Genomic DNA, 26,574 nt, shown 5'->3' on the forward strand with positions numbered 1-26,574 from the left:
GTATTAATTATTTAAAATAAAACTATGAAAAAGGTATTAAGCCAGGAGATAAACGATCAGGCCGAACGGTACCGCGACTACACCGCCGGCAACCTGTCGAAGCTCATCAAAATAAAATCGCTGAGTGGCGAGGAGCGTGAGGTGCAGCTGGAGCTGAAAAAACAAATGGAAGAAGCCGGATTCGACGAAGTGCGCATCGACGGGCTGGGCAACGTGATCGGACGCATTGGCAATGGTAAAAAAATCCTCGCCATCGACGGCCACATGGACACCGTGGATATCGGCCAGCTCAGCAACTGGCAGTTTGACCCGCTGGGCGGCGAAATACGCGACGGCTATGTACACGGCCGCGGCAGTGTAGATCAGGAAGGCGGCCCGGCAGCTTTTATCACCGCCGGACGCATCATCAAAAACCTCGGTCTGGCCGATAACCTCACCATTTATCTCGTGGGCAGCGTAATGGAAGAAGACTGCGACGGACTGTGCTGGAAATATCTGATAGAGGAAGAAGGCTTGAAACCCGATTGTGTGATTGTAACCGAACCCACCAACCTGAACATCTACCGCGGACATCGCGGACGCATGGAGATGCACGTTCATTTTAACGGACTCTCCGCCCACGGCTCGGCACCCGAACGCGGCAAAAACGCCATCTACATGGCAGCGCGCGTAGCGCTGGAGATAGAAAAGCTAAACGAGCGCCTTCCCAAAGACGACTTTCTGGGCAAGGGCAGCATTACCATCTCCGAAATTACCAGCCAAAGCCCATCCCTCTGCGCGGTGGCCGACTACGCCCGCATCCATCTCGACCGGAGGCTTACCGCCGGCGAAACGATGGAATCGGCAGTAAAGGAAGTGGAGGAGTTGATAAAAGGTTTGGATGCCCGCGTGGAAGTGCTGGAATATTCCGAAAAGGCCTGGACAGGACTGGAATATGGGATGCGGAAATATTATCCCACCTGGATAATCGATGAGAAGCATCCGGTGATAAAAACCGGCGTGCGCGCCTACGAGGGGCTTTTCGACAAAAAGCCAAAAGTGGATAAATGGACTTTCTCCACCAACGGTGTTACCATCAGAGGGATTTACGGCATACCGGTAATTGGCTTCGGCCCCGGCAACGAGGTACTGGCACATGCGCCCAACGAAAAAGTACGTGTCGACGACCTCGTGAAAGCCTCCGCATTTTACGCTGGCTTTGCTGCCGAAATGAGCGAAGAATAAGTATTTCTTTTTTAATAAAACTTTTGATTTCTCACGGTAAAATTCCATAAACAAAAAATCAAAACATAAATAAATCTCAATGATCAAAGCATTTTAGTTATTGAATTTTGTCTTTTGAAATTTATTTGGAAATTTATTTGGAAATTGAGATTTGCATCTTGGTGCTTTTTTTAATTCTAAAATCAGCTTTTTTATGAATCTTCAGCAACAAATCGATCAACTGGCCAATCTGAAAAGCCATCTTTACCAAAAGGATTTTCTGCTCACCTGGGAAAAATCACACGACGACCTGCAGGCAACGCTATTAATTGCCGACATCTTGAAAAATATGCGTACCGAAAATATTTCGCCCCGCCTTTTCGATACCGGGCTGGCCGTCTCTATTTTCCGCGACAACTCCACCCGCACGCGCTTTTCGTTCGCCTCGGCTGCCAACCTGCTGGGGCTGGCCGTGCAGGATATGGACGAGACCAAATCGCAGATTGCTCATGGCGAAACCGTGCGCGAAACGGCCAACATGATTTCGTTTCTGACTGATTTTATCGGAATCCGCGACGACATGTACCTGGGCGAAGGCAACAAATACATGCGCCAGGTGGGCGAAGCACTCGACGACGGCGCCGCCCGTGGCGTTCTACCCGTGCGACCGGGAGTCATCAATTTGCAGTGCGATCTCGACCATCCCACCCAAACCATGGCCGACCTGCTGCATCTAAAAAATCATTTTGGCTCATTGGAAGAGTTGCGCGGAAAAAAAATAGTGATGAGCTGGGCATACTCGCCGAGCTACGGAAAACCACTTTCGGTTCCGCAGGGAATCATCGCTCTGATGACGCGCTTTGGCATGAATGTGGAACTAGCACATCCCAAAGGTTACGAGCTGTTACCCGAGGTGATCACCGTTGCAAAAAAGAACGCAGCAGCAAGCAGCGGCACTTTCTCCGTTGGCAATTCGATGGAAAAGGCCATGCAGGGTGCTGACATTGTTTATCCCAAAAGCTGGGCGCCCATTAGCGTGATGCAACAACGCACCCCTCTGCTTCGTCAGAAAGATACTGCCGGCCTGGCACAACTCGAAAAAGATTGCCTTCGGCACAATGCGGAATTTAAAAATTGGGAATATGATAACGAGATGGCACGGCAAACACGCAACGGCCAGGGGCTTTACATGCACTGTCTGCCGGCCGACATTTCGGGAGTTTCATGCCCGCAAGGCGAAGTTTCCGCCGACACTTTCGAGCAGTGGCGCATCACCACCTATCAGCAGGCGGGTTACAAACCCTACATCATCGCTGCCATGATGCTTGCCAATCGTTTTGAGAATCCGGCGCAGATACTGAAAAAGATTTTAGAATCGCAGCGGTCGCGAGTGAAATATTAAAATGGGCAATGAGAGTTGAGAAAAGGAGCTCGAAAAATAAATCGTAATGATTTCGGGCATTGCACTCACGGCTAATGATTTCGCCCCATTGAGAATGGATAACCGTATTTTATTGAGTCAATAAAATTTCTTTCTCGTTTCTCATCGCTCATTTCTTTCCCCGACAACTACCTTTCCGCTAATCAATACATATTTCGCTTCTCCTTTCGTGGGCATTCCTTCGTAGATGTTGGTGTCGCAATGTTGGTGATGTGTGCGGCGGCTGATGATATTGGTTTTCTCAGGATTCCAGACCACGATATCCGCATCGGCTCCGGGAGCCAGAATTCCTTTGGCAGGATAAAGTCCAAAAATGTGGGCAGCGTTGGTCGAAGTCAACTCCACGAAACGGTTGAGACTGATTTTGCCGGTGAGAACGCCATAAGTATAAAGCAACGCCAAACGATGTTCGACCCCTCCGGCGCCATTGGGGATTTTTCGCAAATCGTCTTTGCCTTCCATTTTTTGTTTTAAAGTAAACGGACAGTGGTCGGAGCCGAGAGTTTGGATGGTTCCATCGGTCACCGCTTTCCACAAAGCATGCTGGTGCTCTGCTTTACGCAATGGCGGACTAATTATATAAGGTGCGGCCTGCTCGAAATGCTGGTGATATTTTTGCTCGTTGAGGAGCAGGTAATGCGGGCAGGTTTCGGCATAAACTTTTTGTCCGGCAGCCTGCGCCTTTGCGATCAATTCCAGCGACTCTGCCGCCGAAACGTGCACGATGTATAATGTACATCCTGTCTTCCGCGCCAGCTCGATGGCAGTGCCAACCGCCTGCGCTTCCAGCTCCGGCGGCCGCGAAAAATAATGCGCCATTGCCACCGGCAGATCAGTTATCGCATATTTTTCGCGTAAGCGTGCTACTTCTTTTCCCTCTTCGCAATGCACCAAAACGATAGCTCCCAGACAAGCAGCTTCCTGCATAACCTTTTCCAGCGCATCGGGGAGCAACCCGATGGTGTCCAGATAGGCCAAATAGCATTTGAAAGAGCGTGTTTGGAATTTTTCGACGCATTCCGCCATTTCATCGGGCATGGTGCTGCGCCAGGTAGTCGGGCTAACGTGGAGAAAAACATTTGTCAACGCGGCTCGCGCTTCAGCCTGACGCGAGGCCAAAGCTGCCGGCAGCAATTCACCGGGAGCCGGCGTCACAAAGTCGATGAGCGTGGTGGTGCCACCCATCAGCGCGGCATTGCTTCCCGAAAGAAAATCGTCGCTTGATGGTCCGGCAGGCGTAGGAAGTTGCATGTGAACGTGTGGGTCGATGCCTCCCGGAAAAATCAGGCAGCCACTGGCATCGATGACTTTTGAAGCAGCCTCAGCCCCTTCCACAAATTCATCAACAGCTACAATCTTGCCTTGATTCACCGCCACATCAGCTTTAAAGCTGCTATCGGCATTAACGACGGTTCCGTTTTTTATTAAAAGATCCATTGTTTTATTAATAAAAATAAGCCCAAAATGCATCTGCCCACAAGGGAAGCCGCGACAATGATTTAAAAATTAAATTTTACCCTGTGGGAAATCTTTCACATAAGTGCCATCTTCAGCTTTTACAAATCCTACCCGGCGCAGGTATTTCTCATGCTTCGGACTGATGCCGTCGGCAATGGCACGGCGGAAACCGGCATTGATAAAACTCCCCTGCAATCCGTAATAAAGGAATCTTCCGTTGCGGTAATCGCGGTATTCCGGAACCACATAATCGAGCACTACTTTCATGGTGTCGCCACCGGTGCGATGCGCCAGAAAAATGCCCGCCACTTGTGTATCGCGCAGCACAAAAAAGCTGATGCTATTCATCTCAGGCTTGTAAACGAACCCCGGAAAAAACTTCTGTATGTCCTGTCGATGAAAATCCAAAAACTTCATCAGATAACGGTTGTCGTTTCTTATTTCAAGAATGTCGAAAAAATCTTTTCGGGTGTAAATACGCACCAGATAATAGACATCCACCGAAACGATGAAAGCGTTGAGCAGCCCCACCGGATAGGCACCGATCAAAAATCCGTATGTCGAAAAGGTGATTGCTCCCACCAGATTGATCCATCTGAACTTCAGGATCGAGTTCATGGTCATCGACAGTGCAATGATGACCGAGGCAACAAATCCTATGTATTGTAAAACATCAGCATTCATAAAAAATTTATTTGTGATTTTTCTTTCAATGAAATTCCAATATTTAAAAAGCAATATTCAAATCGTAACAGGTTTGAGTTTTATAATTTAGAATTTATTTGGGATTTGCTTAAAATTTGAGATTTGAAACTTAGTATTTTCCCATTCGCTCCCAAAGCCGCAGGGATTGTTGGCGTGTAAACTTTAGCACCTCCTGTTCATCGACCGTTTGCAACTGCCTGTCGCGGACAATGAGTTTGCCATTGGCAATGACGTGGCGCACATGGCGCTCGCGGAAACCAAAAAGAAAATGAGCAAGGAAGTTTTCCGGCGTGATGGGCGAAGCCGCGTCATAATCGAGCACCACCAGATTGTTGTCGCCATCGCCGTAAAAGTTATTTTCATTGAGATACCGGTGTACATTTCTCAGTCGCTGCCAAGCACCGGCCATGGTGAGATGATCGTTGTGCTTTCCAGCAAAAAAGGCCGTCTGAGCGCTACGCAGAATTTCGCTGTGCATACCGTCAGTACCCAAAAAAATATTGCTTCCCAACTTTTCGCCATCAAAAAACCCCACATTATTATTAAGGTTGCTTTCGATATTTTCGACAACCCAAGCAGGCGACTCGCGCACCAGTTGTTTTTCGCTATCATCCAGATGCAGGCAATGGCCAAGAATGGTTTTGGAAGATTCCAGCAATCCGAAATCCGCCAGACGCTGCACTACTCTTTTCTGGTGACGCTCCTCACACAACTTCTGATCTATCGGATCTTCGGCCACGTGAATATGAACTCCCGAATGGCTTTGACGCATAAGTTCGGCAGCGCGGCGCATGGTATCGTCGCCAACCGTGAAAGAAGCATGCAAACCAACCAGACCCTGATGCTTTGCAAGATAATCTGTCGTTTCCTGTAAGCCGGCTGCTGCTTTATCCAGCCCGTCGCGGTCGGTAATTTCGTAACACAACAGATGTCCGACGCCCACCTCATCAAAAGCTTCGGCGATGACCGACAGCGAACCCGCGATAGCGTTGGGCGAAGCATGATGATCGATCACGAAAGTGACGCCTGATTTGGCGCAGGCCATCGCCGTTGCCAATGCGCTGGCGCGGATAAGATCACGATCCAGGGCCTTATCCAACCGCCACCAGACATATTGTAGATTTTCATGAAAATTTTGGGGTGCCTTTGGCGGAGGGTTCATACCACGCGAAAGTGCCGAATAAACATGGTGATGCCCAATGGCAAACGACCGCATCACCAACATTCCCTGGCAATCGATGGTTTCTACATTAGCAGGCGTATCTTTCAGCTCGTCGATTATGGTTAATGCCGGGCTGATGTTGTCACCTTTTACCAACAGGTTCGTTTGATGAAACGACAAGTCCTGCCAATCGACGTAAGTTGTGTTTTTTAATAACAAGTCCATTTTGTAGTTTTTTATTTCAAAATATTTTGGGGTAAAGCCCACATATAGTTCTATGTCGTTTCGTCCCCGGTCTGAAGGCCGGGGTTAGTGATATTCCCTCAATTTTTTTCTGTCTTTTGAATGGGCTTCAGCGGCAGCTCCCATCTTCGGATGCCATCGAAAGCTGTAAAAGCATTGGCAATGGCAGCGGCAGTAGGCACCAGCCCAATCTCACCAATCCCTTTGGCACCATAAGGCCCCACAGCATCAGGCACCTCCACCGGCTTTACAACGATTTCGGGAGTTTCGTGTGCCCGCAAGATTTTCAAATCACGCATCTTATCACTTACCAAAAAACCATTTTCCATGGGTAGGCTTTCGGTGAGCGCGTAGCCTAAGCCCATGTGCACGCCGCCTTCTATCTGTCCTTCAAACAGCATAGGATTCATCACTTTGCCACCATCATGCGCAGCCACCATTTTGATAATATTTCCTTCGGCGTCGAGCACACAAAGTTGTGCAGCGTACCCATAAGAATAATGTATCACGGGATTTTCGATGCCACTACCCGGCGCTGTGGTCCAGTCACAGACAAAGGCGCCGCGGTATTTTTTCCCGGCCAGCATCTGTAACGGCTGCGTCATCAAATCCGCTTTCAACGCTGAGGCAGCATCTATCACCGCACGGCCTACCAAAGCCGTGGCGCGTGACGAAGTGGTCATCCCAGTAGCAATCTGTGCTTCCGTGTCCACCTGAACCTCGATGATGTCGGGATCGATTCCTGTTTCCTCGCAAAGCGTCTGCAGCGCCATGTTATGCACCCCCTGCCCCATCTCCGTCCAGCCATGTTTCAGGATCACCTTTTTTTCAGAAACGATTTCGATAATCACTTTGGATTCGTCGATCATGCCATTGCCTACGCCCGAATTTTTTATTGCACAAGCCAGACCTTTGTGCTCTGCTGCATCATAATCCGGTTTTACAGCAAGCAGCGACTGGCGAATTCCTACACCAAAAACTTTTTGTCCCGTGGCGGTGGTGAGGCCATCCACCAAAGCATTATCCCACCGAAACTGCCACCGATCAAATCCGGCCTGGCGGCAAATGTCGTCGATACAGCTTTCGATGGCAAAACAAACCTGTGTGGCGCCAAAGCCACGCATGGCCCCCGAAGGAATATTGTTGGTGTAAACGGTGCGCGCTTCGATACTTACAGCCGGTACAAAATATCCGCCAGTAGCGTGACCGGCCACGCGTTCCATCACCTTCATGCCCACCGATGCATAAGCGCCTGTGTCGCCGGTGGCCAGCAGACGCACAGCAGTAAGTTTCCCGTTGGCGTCGGCACCCACATCGATATCCATCACCACCGGATGGCGCTTGGGATGCAGCCGGATGCTCTCCTGCCGCGACAAAGTAAGCTTTACCGGACGCTGAAGCAGAAACGCAAACAACGCAGCATGCCCCTGCACGGTAAGATCTTCTTTGCCACCAAAGCCGCCGCCATTGGGAACCAAAACCACACGCACCTTTTCGCGTGGAAGCCCCAGCAGCAAAGCAATCTGTCGTTGGTCTTCGTAAATTCCCTGGCTTTGGCTGTAAATCATCACACCCTGCTCACCATCGGGCATAGCCAGCGCCGACTCCTTTTCCATAAAAGCATGCTCGATGCGCTGCGTGCGGTAGGTTCCGAACGACCGAAACGTCGACTGCTTTAAAACTTCATCCGTATCACCAGTATTAATTTTTGTAATCTCAAAACAATTGGGACGCTCCTCGTGTACCCGTTCGGCACTGGCGGCCAGCAACATGTCTGTTATCGGTTTGAGTACTTCATATTCTATTTTTATCAGCGCGGCAGCTTCCCGTGCAATTTCTACAGATTGTGCCACCACACCTGCCAGCACATCGCCAATGTAATGGGTTGTTTCGCCTGGCGCTATCATCAGCGGCCAGTCGTTGAAGATGAGTCCGATGTTGCGCTGACCAGGGACATCGGCAGCGATAAAAATACGCACGACGCCGGGCAACTTTTCAGCTTCCGAAGTATCGATTTTTAACACCTTTGCCCGCGGATGGTCGCTTAGACGCAAAGCTGCGTGCAACATTCCATCCACACGCAAATCGTCTACAAACTTTTTGGTGCCGACGGCAGCTTCATACGCCTGATATTTGGGATGCGGCTGCCCAACTTTTCCGGAAGTGGTGGTGATTTCGATTTGCTGATGATTGCGTAAAACTTCGGCAGCATGCAAAGCGGCCACTTCTATTTTTTTATAACCGGTACAACGGCAAAGGTGCGGACGAATGGCCTTTTGTATTTCGGTAACGGAAGGAGCAGGATTATCCTGCAACAAAACTTTGATGCGCGTGATGAAACCAGGCGTACAAAATCCGCATTGTACGGCGCCTTTATTCACAAAAGCCGTTGCTATTACTTTGAGTATTTCGGGCGGAAATCCTTCCGGGGTAAGCACAACGGCATCCTGCAAACTGCGCATGCGAGTGGTACAAGCCAGGCGTGCGCGGCCGTTGATCTCGACGGTACATGCTCCGCAAACGCCTTCGCCCGAACAACCGTCTTTGAGCGCGGTAAGCTGCCGCTGCTCACGCAGAAACGGGAGCAACATGGCATCGGCATCGCCGGTGTACGCTACCTTTTCATTGTTTAATGTAAATGTGATCATGTGGTTGAATCAAATTTTAAAACCGCTTACGCTAAATCCATTTTGCGAAAAGCAAAAAAACCCGCTGCTCCCTGATAAATGACGCTCATCTGGTTAGCCAATTCCATATCAACATCAAAATCTTCATTTTTGTCGGTAATGACCTCGCTTAATTCAAAATCATTATCCAGTTTTAGAATCATTTCCGGAAGCACAAAGGTATAGCCTTTCTCGTTTTTTTGCAAAACGGCTTCGGTATCTCCATTTTTAAATTTCAAAATTTCTTTATTAAAAAAGAAGCCATCAGCCTGTGCAAGCCAGTTTTTTTCGTCGAGATAAAGATGCGGCTTTTGCTGATAAGGAGATCCTGCCATAGGGCAAAAAGTAGTGCAGTTCCCGCATTGGTTGCACCAATCAGCGATGTGCAAAATCTGGTGCGGCTGACTTACACTGAATTTATTCCCGGTATCCGCAATTATTTTCCCTTTTCGAAAATGATAAATAGAGCTTCGTTGGAAAATTGGTTGGATGTGATAGGTAAACAGTGCCAGGTTGGGACACACTGTTGTGCAGATACTGCAAACCTCGTCGCAGCGGAGGCAGCGCGCAGCTTCCGCAATGCCCTGCTGCAGCGTGAGTGGCTTTTGGACCACAGCAAAATTGCGCCGCTCTGCCACAGGCAGCTCTTCAACCACGGCGCTGTGAATGCGTTGTGCGCGATTGACCATGTGTTGCAAAAAAGGCAATGGCTGGCGGGGACCGACATCCAAAGATTCTGTTTTGACGGCTGCCAGATTTATAATTTCCGCGGCAGCTTTGCGTCCGTCGCTGATAGCATTAATAGCTGTGGATGCCCCGCGCATGGCGTCGCCACCGGCAAAAACTCCTGGAACATCGGTTTGGTAGCTTCCGCTGCCGGGCGCGGGAAGTTGTGAAACTTCGATAAATGGAATATCGGTTTCCTGTCCGATGGCAGGAATAACCGTTGATGCAGGAATCATGAAATCGCTGCCGGGAACTTCTACAGGAGTAGCTCTACCGCTGGCATCGGGTTTTCCGGCTTTCATTTTGCGAAAGCGCACATATTGCAGCTTACAGTTTTCGCTGATAAATTCCAGCGGTGCCACTTGTTCGATAATCTGAATGCCCTCTTCCAGCACTGCTTTTATCTCGCCCTGATCGGCAGGCATGTCGGCAATGGTGCGGCGATAAGCAATGCGCACCATGGCCGGGGGCTGCGTGAGACGCCAGGCTGTGCGGGCGGCATCCATAGCAGTGTTGCCGCCGCCGATGATCAAGACATCACCGATGAACTTTTTAGGATGTTTTGATTTTACATCGAATAAAAATTCCAACGGATCCAGCAAACTATCGCCGGGATCGCCCGGAAGCTCAAGCATACGCAACTTCTGTGCGCCTGCGGCGATATAAACGTAATCATTTTGGGCGCGTAAGGTTTCAAACAGAGCGTGATCGACTGATGTATTGAAATGAACTTTCACACCGGCATCCATGATGCGCTTGACATCTGTATCAAACATAGGCGGCGTAAGGCGAAATTTGGGAATGGCGCCGGCAACCATCCCACCAGGCAGGTTGCGCGCTTCGTAAACTTCTACCTCGAAACCCGCAAGCCGAAGAAACCAGGCGCACGAAAGTCCCGAAGGTCCCGCGCCGATAATGGCTGCTCGTGGAGGAACATCCGTACGCTCCGCCTTCGCGGGTTGCCAAGCCTCTGCCGGTGCATGCTCTGCCACCACACGTTTCACCTCACGGATGAGCACCGAACTGTCGTAGTTCATGCGCGTACATTTGGTCTGGCAAAGATGATCGCAAACGGCACCGGTGGTATCAGGAAAAGGATTTGTGTTGTGAATAACACGCGCGGCATTGGTCAAATCCTGGTTTGCGGTGAAATACATGTAGCCCGGAATGTCCTGACTTGTCGGGCAGGCCGACTGACAAGGTGCATGGATGCAATCGAAAAAGCCAAGCGACCGACGCGTTTTTATGTCGGGCGGAAGCAGGTGTTCATTGCGATAAGCCGAATCATTACTAACTTTTTCAGCATAAAGATTCAATTGTGAAAATTCCGATCGATCAGAATTGAAGGCATCGGGCTGTCGCAGGTTGTGGATGTATTGCGCTAAGCGCCCATAGCCACCTGGTTTCAGAAGATCGGTGCAAACTGTCACCGGCGCTAATCCGGATTTCACGAGATCAACTATATTAAAAGCGTCGGCGCCGCCACAAAAGGAGATGTCGAGTTTGTCATCAAAATCCATTTGCAGTCTGCGCGCAAGCTGCACGGCAATCACATGCAACGGCCGGCCACTCATGTACATCATATTTTGACTTGCGTCAAAAATATTCCGGTTGTTGACACTTTCGAGCGTGTTGGTGAGCTTCAGCGAAAAGCAAAGGTGACGATCGTTGGCCAGCTTTTGTAACCGATGAATCATGGGCACAGCATCGGGATATTTCAGATCGTGGGCAAAAGCGCTGTCGGGAACCTGCGTCCCAAAACCCGAACCCCGCATAATCTCCTGCACCTGCTCCCTGCCCAGCAACGTCGGATTGAGCTTGATGGCGGTGTGGAGATGGCGTCCGATGATAAGATATTGCGCTATCTTTTCTATTTCATCGGGCGGGCAGCCGTGCATGGTCGAAAGCGTAATATTATCCGACAACATCGGATTGATTTTTATCTGATCAATTTCTGGATAAAATGGCCGGACTGTCTCAATCTTTTGCTGAAGCATTTCGCCGGCATCCTTCATTTTGTCGAGAAACCACTGAACGTTGGGCTTCATGATGCCTGCAAAATCATATCCCACACTCATATTAAAAATAAAACCTGGCTCCTCCCCTTTTGCGCCGTGCAGCTTATGATTAAGGATGTGGAGCAAAATCCAGGCATCGAGATACTGGCCAAACGACTCGTGAATCTTCAACTCCTGCGACCACTCGCAATTGTAGCCTTCGTCCGGCATGTCGATGCAAGGCTTCGACACTTCCAGCTCATCGAGCGTCTGAATGGTTTTTAGTTCGACAAAACGTGCACCGGTGAGCCAGGCAGCCACGATATTTTGCGAAAGCTGCGTATGAGGGCCGGCGGCTACTCCGACAGGCGTTTCGAGCATATGCCCAAAGCGAGCCATCCGAATTGGATCATTTTTTTTAGGTTTAAAAAATAACTCCCCGGGAATCCCGAGGATATGCCCTGCGGTAGCGTGCTGATGCAGAATAAGCTGCAGCAGATCAGTGAGCGGCCATAAAGTGAATTTGTCAGTCATGCAGAAATTGTTGCGTAAAAATTGAAACGTCAAATTTAGTGGAAAAGTAGCAACGATGACCGATTTTGCTATTTTTGGCTGTTAAACAAATTGATTCTAAATTTTCGTGCTGGTGGAAAGCTCTATAATCATACTCGCTGCAGGATTCTCGGTGCGTGCCGGACAACCCAAACTGGGTCTGCCACTGCGAAATGGAGAAACGTTTCTGCAGCATCTGGCTAATTTTTATGCCGCAGCAGGCTGCGTGGAAATTATTACCGTAATAAATTCGGCAGGTGAAATGTGGCTGCAAGATTATCCGGTGCCATTGCCCGAAAAAATTAAGCTGGTGATAAATCCACATCCCGAAAACGGCAGATTTGGATCGATACAATGCGGTTGCCAGGCTTTAGAAAACGACCTTCCTTTTTTTATTCACAACATCGACAATCCCACCATCAACGCTGAGCTGCCGAGACAACTCCTGGATGCGCTGAAGAATTATGACTTTGTAAAACCCGTCTTTCATGGCAAAGGCGGCCATCCGGTGTTGCTGCAATCCTATATGAAAAAAGAAATATTGGGGATTGAAGACACACAGCTTCGATTCAACGTGTTTCTTGATAATTATCGGGAAAATACGCTGGAGACGGAATTTAGTTCGGTGCTGGAGAACATCAATACGCCAGAAAACGCTGCTGGGGTTTAGGAATCGCCCCTAACTGCAAGGCAGACCCTAAAACCCTTGCAGGGTTTAGGAACACTCCCAAAGTAAGGGAAGTCTCTAAACCCAAAAACCCTTGCAGGGTTTAGGAACACTCCCAAAGATAAGGGAAGTCTCTAAACCCTGCAAGGGTTTGCGCTGGCGAGTTTAGCCCGCTTATCTGGTCTTATTCGGGAACGGAGGAACGGCAGGATATTGCTGCGGGTTATTACGCAACTCTTCGAGGATCACCTCGATGGCTTTGTTGAGCTGCTCGTCGATACCCTCAAATTCTTTTGCCGGGTCGTTGTGCACTTCAATATCTGGCTCTACTCCGTGTCCTTCGATGATAAAGTTTTTGCCTTCCGCATCGTAATGGGCATATTCGGGCTTGCGCATGTCGGCGCCATCGATAAATGGCAAACTTCCGCGGATGCCTACCACACCACCCCAGGTGCGGGTGCCGATGAGTTTGCCCAGATTATGTTTGCGGAACTGGTACGGGAACAGGTCACCGTCGGAAGCTGAATATTGGTTGATGAGCAGCACCATGGGGCCGTGCATCATCGCATCGGGTTTTGGTTCACCAATGGTATTACGACCCATAGCCATCATAGAAAGCTCGCGACGCAAACGCTCGATGATCATCGGAGATACGTTGCCACCGCCGTTGCCACGGTCGTCGATGATGAGCGCCTTTTTGCGCACTTGCGGGTAGAAATATTTCACAAACTCATTGAGGCCTTCAGGTCCCATGTCGGGGATGTGCAGATAACCCACCTGGCCATCGGTAGCTTCGTTCACTTTGCGGATGTTGTCGCGTACCCATTGGTAATAATAAAGCTGGCTTTCGTCAGCGATAGGTTTTACAAGCTCGCGATGTGTGTCTGCATCCGACGCAGATTTGCTGACGGTAAGTTCCACAGTCTGATCAGCGGTGCCAACGAGTGCCTGATAAATGTCGATCATTTGGTTGGTGCTTTTACCATTTACAGCGATGATGTAGTCGCCTTCGCTGATGTTGACACCTATTTCAGTCAGAGGCGAACGCACAGATTTGTTCCAGTTTTCGCCTGGCAAAATTTTATCGATGCGGTAGTATCCTGATTTGTCGCGGCTCAGTTCGGCGCCAAGCAATCCGGTTTTGATTCGTTTGGCTTGGATGCGGTCGCCACCATTCACATAGGCATGACCCACGTTAAGTTCGCCAATCATTTCACCGATTACATAATTCAGGTCGTAGCGGTTGTTGACGTACGAAACCAGCGGATTATACTTTTGGTACACCTGATCCCAATCGAGACCATGCATGCCGGGATCGTAGAAGAAGTCGCGCATCTGCCGCCACGACTCATCGAAAATCTGCTGCCACTCCACCTTCGGATCCACCCATATCTTCATGTTCGAAACATCGATATAGTCGTCCACTTTTATTTTGGATTTCGGCGTATCAATCACAGCAAGTTTCCCACTTTCGAAAATGAGCATCTTTTTGCCATTCGCCGTAAGGCCATAGCTAATATTTTTGCCCAGCTCGTTTTCTTTTTTATCTTTCAAATCATAATAAAACAGTGTGGCGCCTCCGCCGCCGGATTTGTATTGCGTATAATAAACGCCACCCTCTACGGCAGTAATGTTCCAGTAGGAGCCGCCATCGGAGGTTATCTCGGCCACCCGGTCGGAAATGCCGTCAAAATCGATCTTTACATCAACACCCTCTTTGCCTTCTTCTTTTTTGTCTTTCCCGTTTTCCTTGTCTTTTTTGTCGGTTGCGGCAGGTTTGTCGTCCTTAAGTTCCACCACATCATTTTCGGGTTCAAAAGGCGATGGCGTATCTTTGGCCAGGGTTATCAAATAAACTTTCGACATATCCTGGTAGGCGTTGTTCCATTCCGTCCAGCTATAGGTTGGATCAAATGTACGTGCCGAGGAGAAGTAGAAATATTTGCCGTCGGGGCTGAAGGAAGGATCGCCGGAGTCGAACCACTCGTCGGTGAGCGGTGTAGAGGTAGCATCAGAGAGATTGTAAGCATAGATGCGGGTAACCTGCTCAAAACTCGGGCGCACATAGGCCAGCCATTTGCTGTCGGGCGACCAGGCTGCTAAGTGGAACTCGCCGTCGTTGATTTTTTCGACCAGCGTTACTTTTTTGGTGTCGATGTCGATGATTTGCAGGCGTTTTTCCTGATCACTCCAGGCGATTTTCTTGCTGTCGGGCGACCAGGAGAAGCCAAACTTGTAGGTGTCAGCATCTTTGGTAAGCTGCACCGGCGGCTCGGAGCCATCGTGTTTTTGGATGTAAATTTCGTCGCCGCCACTCATGTCGCTGATGTAGGAAATCCATTTGCCATCAGGCGACCATTCCACATTGCGATCGTGTGCGCCGTTGCTGTTGGTAAGATTGTAGGTGATACCGTTTTTGACGGGCACCGAGAAGATGTCGCCGCGGCTGCCCAGCGCCACGCGCTTCCCGTCGGGAGACGGAGAGCCAGAATAGACGCCTTTGCCGGCATCTTTCCACTGCGGACGGCTGGCGCCAAAGTCGTTCATCAGTTGCACCTCTATCTTACTGGTTGTTTGGGTATTAAAATCATAACGATAGAGGTAACCGCCGTTTTCGTAAACGATGGCATTGTTGCCTACTGATGGGAATTTTATATCGTACTTGTCGTAGTTGGTAACTTTGGTGGTTTCACCGGTAGCATTGTTGTATGAAAAAAGGTTCATGGTGCGGTCGCGGTCGGAGAGGAAATAAATGATGTCGCCGTGCCACATCGGGAAAATATCCTGAGCAGGGTTTTTCGTGACGTTGGTGGTAGTTTTGGTATTAAAATCATACACCCACACCTCGTCGGCCATACCGCCGCGGTAATATTTCCAGGTTCTGAATTCACGAAACACCTGGTTGTAGGCCAGTTTTTTACCATCGGGCGAAAAGCTGCAAAAACCTCCTGCCGGCAATGGCAATTGTGTGGAGAGACCTCCATTGATGTTCACTTCGAAAAGCTGTCCGACGAAATCGTTGAAAGATTTCTTACGCGAACGATAAACAACGGTGTTGTTGTCGCGCCAGGCCATCACAATGTTGTTGGGCCCCATGCGATCAGAAACGTCATCACGCCCCAGCGTAGCAGTGTAAGTGATGCGTTTGGGCTCGCCGCCTTCGGCAGGAATGGTGTACACTTCGGTATTTCCGTCGTATTGGCCGGTGAAGGCAATGGTTTTGCCGTCGGGCGAGAAGCGCGGGAAAAGTTCCAGTCCCTCATCGTTGGTAAGCCTTCGGGCGATGCCACCTTGTGAAGCGACGGTATACAAATCGCCGGCATAGCTAAAAACAACCTGATTACCGTGAATAGTTGGAAAACGCATGAGCCGCGCATCGTCAACCTGCGCCATGGCCACTGTTGATGTTACGATCAACATCAGCAAAGTCAAAAACATGTTTTTTTTCATACTTTTAAAAGTTAAGATCTATTAGATAATTAATTACAAAGATTGACATTTTTCGCCATCAAAGAACACAAGTGGTTGATAAATACGGCAAGATGTAAAAAATGGTAATGTTCCTGCCGCAGTAATTTTGGGTGAGTGAAAGAGAGATAATGGGAAAATGATCGCTATTTTTGCAGCCATCGGCACCATCGCCATACTCTGCTCCGCCAAATGACGGTAATGAAGGACAGCGCAGGCACTTGATACTTTGACGAAAGAATAAATATTTAAATTAATAACCAATCCATTTCTAATCATCATTAACACAATTATAATAATGAAGAAAGTTGCTATTCCATTAAAGAACAAGATTCTGTGCAGCCATTTTGGGCACAGCGATGTTTTCACAGTTTTTACTACTGAAGGTCAAAAAATTGTAAAAGAAGAAGAACTGGTACCTCCGCCGCATGAGCCGGGCATCATTCCACAATGGCTGCACCAGCAGGGAGTAACCGATGTAATTGCCGGCGGCATTGGCCAGCGTGCCATCCAAATACTGAACGACAACAAGATAAATGTGTACGTGGGCGTTGCCCAAAAAGATTCGCGTGAGCTGGTGAATGAACTGCTAAACGACACCCTTGTAGCCGGCGTTAACCTTTGCGATCATTAAGAGATTTCGGTTCACCCGAAAATAGTAATGCAACAGCAGCAAGACTTTACATCCTGCTGTTGTTTTTTTGGCTAAAGACAGAGATTAATTAGTGCTTCTCCATAAAGTCGATCTTTTTAAAAACAAAACCCAAAAAGCAAATTCTAAATGACAAATAAATTTCAAAAAACAAATTCCAAACTTAGCTGATCATTTCTCTAGTATAGTCGCTGGTTGAGCTGGTTATGGTGGCTGAGCGTAGTCGAAGCCAGCTTGTCGAAATCAGTCGAAACCTGGTCATTGAGTTTTTAAAAATTAGAATTTATTTGTGATTGTTTACTCCGACTACTGGCGGATTTTTTATTGTCATTTGGAATTTATTTGAAAAGTACCGTAGTTAAGGTAATAGACAGAGGCTATTTAACCCTATCAAAATTTTCCGTTCCGCACATGCAACGTGTTTTTCCAATAATATTTTTTTTAACACTGGCTTTAGGCTGGCCATCTCTGCATGCACAAACTGTAACAGAAGGGCGTCCTAAAATAGGCTTGGTGCTGAGCGGCGGCGGGGCCAAAGGATTTGCACATATCGGCGCCATCAAGGTGCTGGTAGAAGCTGGCGTACCCATCGATTATATCGGTGGAACCAGCATGGGCGGCATCATGGGTGGCCTTTTCGCATTGGGATACCACCCCGACTCGCTCGAAAAATTAGTGAAAATGCAAAATTGGGAAGCAGTGCTTAGCGATAAAATCCTGCGCCGCAATCTCTCGATGACTGAAAAGGAGGAAGATGACCAGTACTTTTTTTCGTTACCCTTTCGCAACAAAAAAATAATCCTTCCGAGTGGGCTTGTTGCCGGGCAATCCATCTACAACCTTCTTTCGTACTATGCCAGTCCGGGTCGTGACATCCAGAACTTCGACAGCCTGTACATCCCGTTTTTGTGCATTGCTGCCGATATCGAAACAGGTGAGAGTGTAACACTCGACCGTGGCTATCTTCCCGACGCCTTACGCGCCACTATGGCAATTCCGTCCATATTTCCGCCGGTACTTTTGGATGGGCATCTGCTTGTTGACGGTGGCCTTTTTAACAATTTTCCGGTAGAGGAAGTTTTAGAAAAAGGTGCCGATATTATAATAGGTATAGATGTTACCATGGAAACACAAAGCAAAGACGAGCTTACTTCGATCATCGAAATTCTGGGGCAGTCCTCACGCTTTTTGCGCATGCCGTTACAACGCAAAAACATCGAAAAAACAGACATCTACATCCAGCCTCATCTTGAAGAATATAGTACGTCGAGTTTTACCAATGCCGACAGCATCATCCTTCGTGGCGAGCGAGCTACACGCGCAGCATTGCCGGAAATCCTCTCGCTGCTCGACTCGCTCAGGCAATTTTACGATATGACTCCACACTATGTCCTCGATGCAGCTCCTGTCGACAGTGTCCTCATCAACGAGGTGGTAATAAAAGGTACCCACCACATGTCGTCGGCTACCGTAAACAAAATAATGAAGGTAGAGGGAGATAAGAAATATTTAACCAGAGATGTCATCCACAGCCTCGACAGATTGTATGGAACACAAAATTTTAATCTGATCCACTACCGCTTTGAGCCGACAGAAGATCACGGGCAAAGACTGATGGTTGAGCTGCAGGAAAAAGAGGGTGGTGAGTTTCAGCTCGGACTGCATTATGATACCGACTTTAAAGCTGCTTTTCTGATGAACATGACCTTTCGCAACGTTCTAACCAGCGGCGGCAAACTTATGTTTGACCTGGCGTTGGGCGACAACAATCGCTTTTCGGCCAACTATCTTTACAACCGGGGCAGCAAGCCCGGATTGGGAGTACGCCTCAGCGCAGAAAATTTTAAAACCTATTTGTACGTCGACAAAAGGCGCAGTGGCACCTTCAATTTCTCCAATGCACTTTTCGATATTTACTCTCAGGCTACCGTGGCCGATTACACACTTGTTGGCGCCGGCGTACAATTGGAGTTTTCGGGCATCAAACCCAATGTTTTTTTAATCGATCTGGAGTCGTCCTATGAATTCAACACCAACCTGTTTGCTTTTTTGCAGATAGACAATCTCAACCGTGGCACCTATCCTACCAAAGGATTCAGACTTACTGCCGACGTCAAGCTGATTCCCGAGTCGAAAGACAGCCTCGACAACCGTGTGCCGCCGACCACTTTTCTTGCGGCGCGCTACAACCAGGCCTACACCCTGCTCCCACGGCTGTCGTTACGCACAAGCGCCTATGCCGGAAGCCAGCTCACGGGCGGCAGAAGCAAATTGTCGCAGTATGACATGTACCTCGGCGGTTTGCGCGAGCGTCAATTCAACGGGATATTTCCTTTTGTAGGACTGGAATTTATGCAAGTGGCCACCGAAAACACACTCGTGGCGCGCATTGATTTGCAATATGAATTTTATCGCAACTTTTTTCTCATTCCCAAATGGAACATTGGTTTTTATGCTACCAACATGAAGGATGTTTTTGCGGAGCACAGAGCCATCAATGGGTACGGACTTACGCTGGGTGTAAAGACTCCCATCGGCCCCATAGAATTTACCGTGATGAGTTCCGATCATCACCATCGTCTGCTGGGCTTTTTTAACCTGGGTTATAATTTTTAAAAATAAAATCGGTTTTTGTGTTAATGTCAATTAATAAGGAAATCAAAACTGAAGTATGAAATACAAACGGATACTTTTGAAACTGAGCGGCGAAGCGCTGATGGGCGACCGGCAATACGGCATCGACGCGGCACGGCTGGCGACTTACGCCGAAGATATCAAAGCGGCTGTGAGCACCGGAGTACAAATTGCCATCGTCATAGGCGGGGGCAACATCCATCGGGGCGTGCAGGGCGCCAGCGAAGGAATGGACAGAGTGCAGGGCGACTACATGGGTATGCTGGCCACGGTGATCAACAGCCTGGCGCTGCAAGGAGCATTGCAAAATGTTGGTATCAAATGCCGGATTACGGGCGGGCTGGCCATCGAGCCCATCGTGGAAGAAACCAGCGGCCAGCGCGTAGCCGAATATCTCGATGCCGGCTACGTAGTATTGATAAGCGGCGGCACCGGAAATCCTTTTTTCACCACTGACTCGGCTTCAGCGTTACGCGCCATCGAGATGAAAGCAGATGTGATTTTGAAAGGAACCCGTGTAGACGGCATTTATACTGCTGATCCTGAAAAACACCCCGACGCAGTAAAATACCAGACGCTGACATTTGACGAGGCTTACGAAAAACAACTGAAAATTATGGACCTCACCGCATTCACGCTTTGCCGCGAAAACAATATGCCCATTTTGGTTTTTGATATGAATACTCCCGGCAACCTGCTCAGGGTACTCAACGATCCGGGCATCGGAACCATCGTAAATAACGGATAGATTATGAGGTTCCACGCTGCTGCCTTCCTTTTGCTTTTTCTTCCGTTGCTTTTGCCGGCACAACCCGCCGACAGTCTTTTCATTGCAAGCGCTCGCGAGTTGTCAGAGGTGATGTATTCCGACACCGCTGACAGCGTGAAGCTGCAACACAACCAGGAACTTGAGCAGTTGGTAGTCGATTTTTTATCCACTCCCTTTTTCCCTTCTTTTTCCTTCGACAGTCTTGCTTTTATAAAACATCTTGCGCCCGACGACGGCAGCTTTGCTCTGATCACCTGGGTGGTGCCGCTAAGCAATCATCTCTGGCAATACGGCGGAATGATACGGAAAAAGGTTGCTAAGGAAAAGGATACCCTTTTTCGGCTACAGCCTATACTCTGGCAGCCTTCTGCCGACAGCAGTTACAGCTACACGCAGTGGCCGGGGGCGGTTTACCGCAATATTATCAGCCGCAGCCCCAAAGGAAATCCTTTTTACACCCTGACGGGCTGGCACGGCGAAGCCGAAGGGCTGGGCGGCCGGGTGATAGAAGCGCTGTGGTTCGACAGCGCCGGAGCGCCCAGGTTTGGCCTTCCGGTATTTGTGATGAAGGACGGATCGCAGCAACAACGCGCTTTTTTCAGCTTTACTAATCAGGTGCCTTTCCATCTGGCTTATGAGCTTCAACTGCTGCCGGGCGAAAAACGAAAGCGCGACCAAATGATCGTCTTCAACCGCTTGGGGGGCAACAGTTCGCAGCTTGGTCAAATGTTTCGCGGTGCTGTTCCGCGTTATGATATTTTTGATGCATTTGTGTATTTGGCGGGCAAGTGGGTGTTCCATCAGGATATCGACGCCCGCTCTGACACACGCCATCTGCCCAAATTTGACCCACCTGAACAAGGACTTGGAAATCCGAAGAAATAATTAGTTGTGAGAAAAAAGTTCCAAATGACAAAAGCCATCCGCCAGTAGTCGGAGTAAACAATCACCAAATAAATTCCATTTTTCAATTATCAAAACTTCCTCCTTTGGAAAGGTTTGTTTTTTGATTTTTTGAATTTAAAACAAAAATCGCTTTTCCCATTCACCAACCCCTTTTATTAATACCAAAAACAAATTATGTCGCAACAAACCTACAAGGCAACCGATCCGGCATACGAAGAATATGCCACCGCGCACACCACCGCGGAGAGCACACTCCTGCAAAGGCTTTACCGCGAATCAGCGCTGAAAACCAATTACCCAAACATGCTCTCAGGACACTTGCAGGGTCAGTTTCTGAGAATGATCAGCCAGATGCTGCGCCCAAAAAGAATTCTCGAAATTGGAACTTTTACGGGCTACGCAACCATCAACCTGGCAATGGGGCTGGCCGATGAGGGAAAAATTCACACCATCGACAGCAACGAAGAATCTGTGGAAGTAGGTCGCCCCTATTTTGAAGCTGCCGGCCTGCACAACAAAATCGTGACACATATCGGCAACGCAACCGAAGTTTTAAAAATACTTGACAAATCTTTTGATCTGATATTTATCGATGCCGACAAAGAAAACTACCTCATCTACTATCAGATGCTCATCGACGAGCTGCCATCGGGTGCAATAATCTTAGCCGATAATGTGCTTTGGTATGGCAAAGTGCTGGATCCCGTCCACGCCGACAAAGAAACCGAGGGCATCCTCCGTTTCAATAAATATGTGCAGCAGGACGAACGGGTGGAAAACATAATCATCCCGATGCGCGACGGACTGATGATGGTGAGGAAAAAGTAAAGACGCTTGGCTCAGAATTGAGTAGATGGTAAAAGAGTAGTTAGTAAGTAGAATCAGCTCTTCGCGCCATGCACTTTGCGCCTTGCTCTATGCACTTTGCGCCTTGCGAACATTACCGCGATTAGTTTTACTTTTGCAAAAAAACATTATGTCACGAATTGCCATTTTTCCGGGGTCGTTTGATCCAATCACGCGCGGGCACGAAAATATTATAATACGCTCCCTGCCACTGTTCGACAAGATTATCATTGCCATTGGCAGCAACCAGGACAAGAAAAATTACTTCTCGGTGGAAGAGCGGACAGGCTTTATCCGGAAAGTTTTTGCCGACTACCCGCAGGTATCCATCGACACCTACAAGGGGCTAACGGTAAATTACTGCCGCGAGGTGGGAGCACAATACATCCTGCGCGGGCTGCGCACTTCAGCCGACTTCGAGTTTGAACGCTCCATAGCACAAGTCAACAAAAAAATGTATCCGGCCATCGAAACCGTTTTCTTGCTCACCCTGCCCGAATATACGGCCATCAACAGCTCGGTGGTGCGCGACATCCTGATCCATGGCGGCGATCCGTCTCTTTTTATTCCGGATGGATTATCAATCTCCAGATAATCGCTGGTTGGCTGCAAGGAAAAAATCAACATTAATTTTTTTATAAAAAAAACAGGCACAGCCTGTAAAAATAAACAGGACGAAACTAAGTTCGTTCAAACCTTTGATAATTCTTACCAACAAACTCCAATTGCCTAAGCATATCGTAGCTTTGAAGTTTCTGATTTGAAAAATTATTGGTATTTTGATTTCTGTCATTCTAGAATATGCTTTATGGAGCTTTGTATGGTTGCCGGTATTTTACGAATTCCATTACTTTTGCCGTTAGTTTTTATGCCACTATGGCAATAATTTATGATCCTGAACCATAATATTCGAAAGGCATAGTTGTTGAATTAGATTCCTATTCTAAAAAAAATTGTTTTTATGTTTAAAACTGTTCTGAAAAAACTTGTTGGCAGTAAGGCCGATCGCGATCTTAAAACCCTCAATCCTGTTCTTGCCCAAACGCTGAAGGCTTACGAAACCATCAAGGAATTATCTACCGACGAACTGCGCGCCAAGACCGATGAGTTTAAAGCACGCATCACTGAATATATCCAGCCGGAAACTGACCAAATCGTTGAACTGAAGTTGCAGATCGAAAACGACCCCGACATGGACGTGGACCACAAAGAAAAGATTTACGAAGAGATCGATAAACTGGAAACCGCCAGCTACGAGAAGACGCAGGAAGTCCTCAATCAGATTTTGCCCGAAGCCTTTTCGGTGATGAAAGAAACTGCACGCCGTTTCAAAGAAAATGAAACTGTAGAAGTAACGGCAACGCAGATGGACCGTGACCTGGCAGCCCGATACGATCATGTAAACATCGTCGACAACAAAGCCTATTTCGACAACAAGTGGATGGCCGGTGGTAATATGATAAAGTGGGACATGGTGCACTACGACGTGCAACTTATCGGCGGCGTTGTGCTACACGATGGAAAAATTGCCGAGATGGCTACCGGCGAAGGTAAAACATTGGTGGCAACATTGCCCGTTTACCTCAACGCGCTGCCTGGCAAAGGCGTTCACATTGTAACCGTAAACGACTATCTGGCCAAGCGCGACAGCGAATGGATGGGTATGCTCTTTATGTTTCACGGCCTCACGGTAGACTGTATCGACCGCCACGAACCAAACAGCGAGGCTCGCCGGCATGCCTACAACTGCGACATCACCTATGGCACCAACAATGAGTTTGGCTTCGACTACCTCCGCGACAATATGACCAGTAATCCCGAAGAGATGGTGCAGCGCCCCCACAATTACACCATCGTGGACGAGGTAGACTCGGTATTAATCGACGACGCGCGCACGCCGCTTATCATCTCCGGCCCAACACCCAGAGGCGAAAACCAGTTGTTCGAAGAATTGCGTCCCAACGTGGAGAAATTACACAACGCTCAACGCTCGCTGGTTACCAAAATATTGGCGGAAGCCAAACAACTCCTCGATGGCGACGACGTAAGTGAAGATAATAAGAAAAAAGGAGGAGAGCTGCTTCTTAGAGCCCATCATGGACTTCCCAAAAATAAGGCGCTCATCAAGTTCCTGAGCGAATCCGGCATGAAATCGCTGATGATCAAGACCGAGAACTTTTACATGCAGGAGCAAAGTAAGCACATGCACATCATCAACGATCCGCTTTATTTTATAATAGAAGAACAAAACAACAGCATCGAGCTTACCGAAAAGGGCATCGATTTGCTGAGCAGCTCCTACAACGATAACAATTTCTTTGTTCTGCCCGACCTGGGATCGGAGCTTGCTGAGATGGACAAGGAAAACCTTCCTGAAGAAGAAAAATCAAAACGCAAAAGCGAGCTCACCAACGAGTTTTCGATCAAGTCGGAACGCGTGCACTCAGTAAACCAACTGCTGCGCGCCTATTCACTTTTCGAGAAAGATGTGGAGTACATCATCGTAGATAATAAGGTGAAGATTGTGGATGAGCAAACGGGCCGTATCATGGAGGGGCGCCGCTACTCCGACGGATTGCATCAGGCGCTCGAAGCCAAGGAAGATGTAAAAATAGAAGCGGCTACGCAAACCTACGCTACCATTACCCTGCAGAACTACTTCCGCATGTACAGGAAACTTGCCGGGATGACCGGTACCGCCGAAACGGAAGCCGGCGAGCTATGGGATATCTATAAACTCGACGTGGTGGTGATTCCTACCAACCGTCCCATCACCCGCGACGACCGCGAAGACGAGGTGTACAAAACCAAAGGTGAAAAATACAATGCGGTGATCGAAGAGATAGCGCGGCTGGTAGAACAAGGAAGGCCTTCGCTGGTAGGAACTACCTCGGTAGAAACATCTGAACTGCTGAGCCGCATGTTGCAACGCCGCAAGATTCCGCACAATATCCTCAACGCTAAGCTGCACCAAAAAGAGGCCGACATTGTGGCCGAAGCCGGACAAGCCGGTAAAGTGACCATTGCTACCAACATGGCAGGTCGTGGTACCGACATCAAACTGGGCAAAAGTGTAAAAGACTCCGGCGGACTGGCCATCATCGGCACCGAACGCCATGAGTCGCGCCGCGTCGACCGCCAGTTGCGTGGTCGTGCCGGACGTCAGGGCGACCCTGGCAGTTCCCAGTTTTTCGTGTCGCTCGAAGACGACCTGATGCGTATGTTTGGAAGCGAACGGATCTCAAAAATTATGGACCGTCTGGGCATCGACAAAGGTGAGATGATCCAGCACTCGATGATCAGCAAAAGCATAGAGCGGGCACAGAAAAAAGTAGAAGAAAACAACTTCGGCATCCGTAAACGATTGCTCGAATACGACGACGTAATGAACGTACAGCGCGAGGTGATCTACAAACAACGACGCCATGCCCTTTACGGGGAAAGACTGGCTGTAGACATTTCCAACATGATGTACGACCTGAGCGACCAGATCGTGGCCGACTACACCGAAATCGGCGACTTCGAGGGATTCCGCCTGGAAGTGCTCAAAGATATGGCGCTCAACGTGCCCATCAGCGAGAAAGATTTCCTGGAATCATCAAAAGAGAACCTTACCAACCAGCTCTTCGACCATGTGTTCGCTGCTTACCGCAACAAGATGAAGCTCATCGCCGAGAAGGCTAATCCGGTTATCAGACAGGTATATGAAAACGAATCGCGTTACGAAAACATTGCCATTCCCATCACCGACGGTATCCGCCAGCGTCAGGCTGTGGCCAATCTAAAGAAAGCCTATGAGAATGGCGGCCGCGAGATAACACTAGCTATCGAGAAAAGTATTGTGCTGTCGTTTATCGACGACGCCTGGAAAGAACACCTTCGCGAGATGGACGACCTGAAGCAAAGCGTGCAAAACGTTACTTACGAGCAAAAAGACCCGCTGCTGATCTACAAGCTGGAATCCTTCGAGCTGTTTAAAGGAATGGTACAACGAACCAACCGTGCAATCATTTCCTTTTTGATAAAAGCCCACCTGCCCATACAGGAACCGTCCAACGTGCGCGAGGCTCAAATGCCACGCCGTGCCGACCGCCGGCGCCTACAGGAAGGTCGCGACGACCTGCTCTCGCAATCGCACAGCAACACACAGCAAAAGCAAAAACCACAGCCTGTAAAAGTGGAGAAAAAGGTAGGCCGCAACGAACCCTGCCCCTGTGGCAGCGGCAAGAAATTCAAAAATTGCCATGGAAGAGGCGGCTCCGTTTAAGAGGATTCTTTTCTTTTTAAAGCTTTTTATTATCACAAATCAAAATCGTGACCAGGAGATTATTTCCTGAAAGAGGATGTTACGGGCAGCACAATACTTCCTGAACAGCTTATTGGTTAGCTTGTGCATAAAGCTGATAGGGCTGGCGAAAAAAGTTTTAAATATCTTTGCCACCCAAAAAATACTCGGTGTAGTATTTTATTTCTGTGTAA

The 26,574-nt window shown here is 48.6% G+C and carries 17 protein-coding genes; 10 read left to right on the forward strand and 7 right to left on the reverse strand.

The window, feature by feature from the left end; all coding sequences use genetic code 11:
• Positions 1-24 precede the first annotated feature (24 nt).
• Positions 25-1,224 (forward strand): YgeY family selenium metabolism-linked hydrolase, encoded by a 1,200-nt coding sequence (locus VFC92_05980; protein ID HZK07731.1) that lies wholly within the window; start codon positions 25-27, stop codon positions 1,222-1,224.
• Between the two features lie 193 nt (positions 1,225-1,417).
• Positions 1,418-2,605, forward strand: coding sequence for a knotted carbamoyltransferase YgeW (gene ygeW / locus VFC92_05985; GenBank protein ID HZK07732.1), 1,188 nt, complete (start codon positions 1,418-1,420; stop codon positions 2,603-2,605).
• Between the two features lie 141 nt (positions 2,606-2,746).
• Here ygeW and hydA read toward each other — a convergent pair whose 3' ends face one another.
• From hydA to ygfK, 5 genes are all read right to left on the reverse strand, one after another.
• Entirely contained in the window at positions 2,747-4,081 is a 1,335-nt protein-coding gene (gene hydA, locus VFC92_05990; protein ID HZK07733.1) for a dihydropyrimidinase, read from the reverse strand.
• Between the two features lie 69 nt (positions 4,082-4,150).
• Complete coding sequence (locus tag VFC92_05995; protein HZK07734.1) at positions 4,151-4,786, reverse strand: hypothetical protein; 636 nt, start codon at positions 4,784-4,786, stop codon at positions 4,151-4,153.
• Positions 4,787-4,916: 130 nt separating this feature from the next.
• Positions 4,917-6,194: an amidohydrolase family protein gene (locus VFC92_06000; GenBank protein ID HZK07735.1), complete on the reverse strand. Its 1,278-nt coding sequence runs from the start codon at positions 6,192-6,194 to the stop codon at positions 4,917-4,919.
• A gap of 98 nt (positions 6,195-6,292) precedes the next feature.
• The gene (gene xdh / locus VFC92_06005; protein ID HZK07736.1) at positions 6,293-8,860 is read right to left on the reverse strand and encodes a selenium-dependent xanthine dehydrogenase; all 2,568 of its coding nucleotides are present in this window, start codon (positions 8,858-8,860) and stop codon (positions 6,293-6,295) included.
• A gap of 26 nt (positions 8,861-8,886) precedes the next feature.
• The gene (gene ygfK, locus VFC92_06010) at positions 8,887-12,135 is read right to left on the reverse strand and encodes a putative selenate reductase subunit YgfK (protein HZK07737.1); all 3,249 of its coding nucleotides are present in this window, start codon (positions 12,133-12,135) and stop codon (positions 8,887-8,889) included.
• Between the two features lie 112 nt (positions 12,136-12,247).
• On the opposite strand from ygfK, the gene VFC92_06015 reads away from it, so the two are divergent.
• Positions 12,248-12,823, forward strand: a complete 576-nt coding sequence (locus tag VFC92_06015) for an NTP transferase domain-containing protein (protein ID HZK07738.1) — start codon at positions 12,248-12,250, stop codon at positions 12,821-12,823.
• Between the two features lie 171 nt (positions 12,824-12,994).
• On the opposite strand, the gene VFC92_06020 is transcribed toward VFC92_06015, so the two are convergent.
• Positions 12,995-16,270: a PDZ domain-containing protein gene (locus tag VFC92_06020; protein HZK07739.1), complete on the reverse strand. Its 3,276-nt coding sequence runs from the start codon at positions 16,268-16,270 to the stop codon at positions 12,995-12,997.
• Between the two features lie 33 nt (positions 16,271-16,303).
• Positions 16,304-16,570, reverse strand: coding sequence for a hypothetical protein (locus VFC92_06025; GenBank protein HZK07740.1), 267 nt, complete (start codon positions 16,568-16,570; stop codon positions 16,304-16,306).
• A 16-nt stretch (positions 16,571-16,586) separates the two neighbouring features.
• Here VFC92_06025 and VFC92_06030 point away from each other — a divergent pair, with 16 nt between their 5' ends.
• From VFC92_06030 to secA, 7 genes are all read left to right on the forward strand, one after another.
• Complete coding sequence (locus VFC92_06030; GenBank protein ID HZK07741.1) at positions 16,587-16,922, forward strand: NifB/NifX family molybdenum-iron cluster-binding protein; 336 nt, start codon at positions 16,587-16,589, stop codon at positions 16,920-16,922.
• 429 nt (positions 16,923-17,351) lie between these two features.
• A complete protein-coding gene (locus VFC92_06035; protein ID HZK07742.1) occupies positions 17,352-19,556 on the forward strand; it encodes a patatin-like phospholipase family protein in 2,205 nt (734 codons plus the stop codon).
• Between the two features lie 55 nt (positions 19,557-19,611).
• A complete protein-coding gene (gene pyrH / locus VFC92_06040) occupies positions 19,612-20,322 on the forward strand; it encodes a UMP kinase (GenBank protein ID HZK07743.1) in 711 nt (236 codons plus the stop codon).
• Positions 20,323-20,325: 3 nt separating this feature from the next.
• Positions 20,326-21,228 carry a hypothetical protein gene (locus tag VFC92_06045; GenBank protein ID HZK07744.1) on the forward strand — a complete coding sequence of 301 codons (903 nt, stop codon included), beginning with the start codon at positions 20,326-20,328 and terminating at the stop codon, positions 21,226-21,228.
• A gap of 195 nt (positions 21,229-21,423) precedes the next feature.
• Positions 21,424-22,077, forward strand: coding sequence for an O-methyltransferase (locus VFC92_06050; protein HZK07745.1), 654 nt, complete (start codon positions 21,424-21,426; stop codon positions 22,075-22,077).
• 148 nt (positions 22,078-22,225) lie between these two features.
• Complete coding sequence (coaD, locus tag VFC92_06055; GenBank protein ID HZK07746.1) at positions 22,226-22,690, forward strand: pantetheine-phosphate adenylyltransferase; 465 nt, start codon at positions 22,226-22,228, stop codon at positions 22,688-22,690.
• A gap of 366 nt (positions 22,691-23,056) precedes the next feature.
• Positions 23,057-26,362 carry a preprotein translocase subunit SecA gene (gene secA / locus VFC92_06060; GenBank protein ID HZK07747.1) on the forward strand — a complete coding sequence of 1,102 codons (3,306 nt, stop codon included), beginning with the start codon at positions 23,057-23,059 and terminating at the stop codon, positions 26,360-26,362.
• Positions 26,363-26,574 lie beyond the last annotated feature (212 nt).

Source organism: Bacteroidales bacterium, from assembly GCA_035647615.1.
Taxonomy (GTDB): domain Bacteria; phylum Bacteroidota; class Bacteroidia; order Bacteroidales; family 4484-276; genus SABY01.

Coding starts and splice junctions, on each gene's coding strand:
- VFC92_05980 (HZK07731.1), top strand. CDS start 25: ATGAAAAAGGTATTAAGCCAGGAGATAAACGATCAGGCCGAACGGTAC.
- ygeW (HZK07732.1), top strand. CDS start 1,418: ATGAATCTTCAGCAACAAATCGATCAACTGGCCAATCTGAAAAGCCAT.
- hydA (HZK07733.1), bottom strand. CDS start 4,081: ATGGATCTTTTAATAAAAAACGGAACCGTCGTTAATGCCGATAGCAGC.
- VFC92_05995 (HZK07734.1), bottom strand. CDS start 4,786: ATGAATGCTGATGTTTTACAATACATAGGATTTGTTGCCTCGGTCATC.
- VFC92_06000 (HZK07735.1), bottom strand. CDS start 6,194: ATGGACTTGTTATTAAAAAACACAACTTACGTCGATTGGCAGGACTTG.
- xdh (HZK07736.1), bottom strand. CDS start 8,860: ATGATCACATTTACATTAAACAATGAAAAGGTAGCGTACACCGGCGAT.
- ygfK (HZK07737.1), bottom strand. CDS start 12,135: ATGACTGACAAATTCACTTTATGGCCGCTCACTGATCTGCTGCAGCTT.
- VFC92_06020 (HZK07739.1), bottom strand. CDS start 16,270: ATGAAAAAAAACATGTTTTTGACTTTGCTGATGTTGATCGTAACATCA.
- VFC92_06025 (HZK07740.1), bottom strand. CDS start 16,570: ATGATGATTAGAAATGGATTGGTTATTAATTTAAATATTTATTCTTTC.
- VFC92_06030 (HZK07741.1), top strand. CDS start 16,587: ATGAAGAAAGTTGCTATTCCATTAAAGAACAAGATTCTGTGCAGCCAT.
- VFC92_06035 (HZK07742.1), top strand. CDS start 17,352: ATGCAACGTGTTTTTCCAATAATATTTTTTTTAACACTGGCTTTAGGC.
- pyrH (HZK07743.1), top strand. CDS start 19,612: ATGAAATACAAACGGATACTTTTGAAACTGAGCGGCGAAGCGCTGATG.
- VFC92_06045 (HZK07744.1), top strand. CDS start 20,326: ATGAGGTTCCACGCTGCTGCCTTCCTTTTGCTTTTTCTTCCGTTGCTT.
- VFC92_06050 (HZK07745.1), top strand. CDS start 21,424: ATGTCGCAACAAACCTACAAGGCAACCGATCCGGCATACGAAGAATAT.
- coaD (HZK07746.1), top strand. CDS start 22,226: ATGTCACGAATTGCCATTTTTCCGGGGTCGTTTGATCCAATCACGCGC.
- secA (HZK07747.1), top strand. CDS start 23,057: ATGTTTAAAACTGTTCTGAAAAAACTTGTTGGCAGTAAGGCCGATCGC.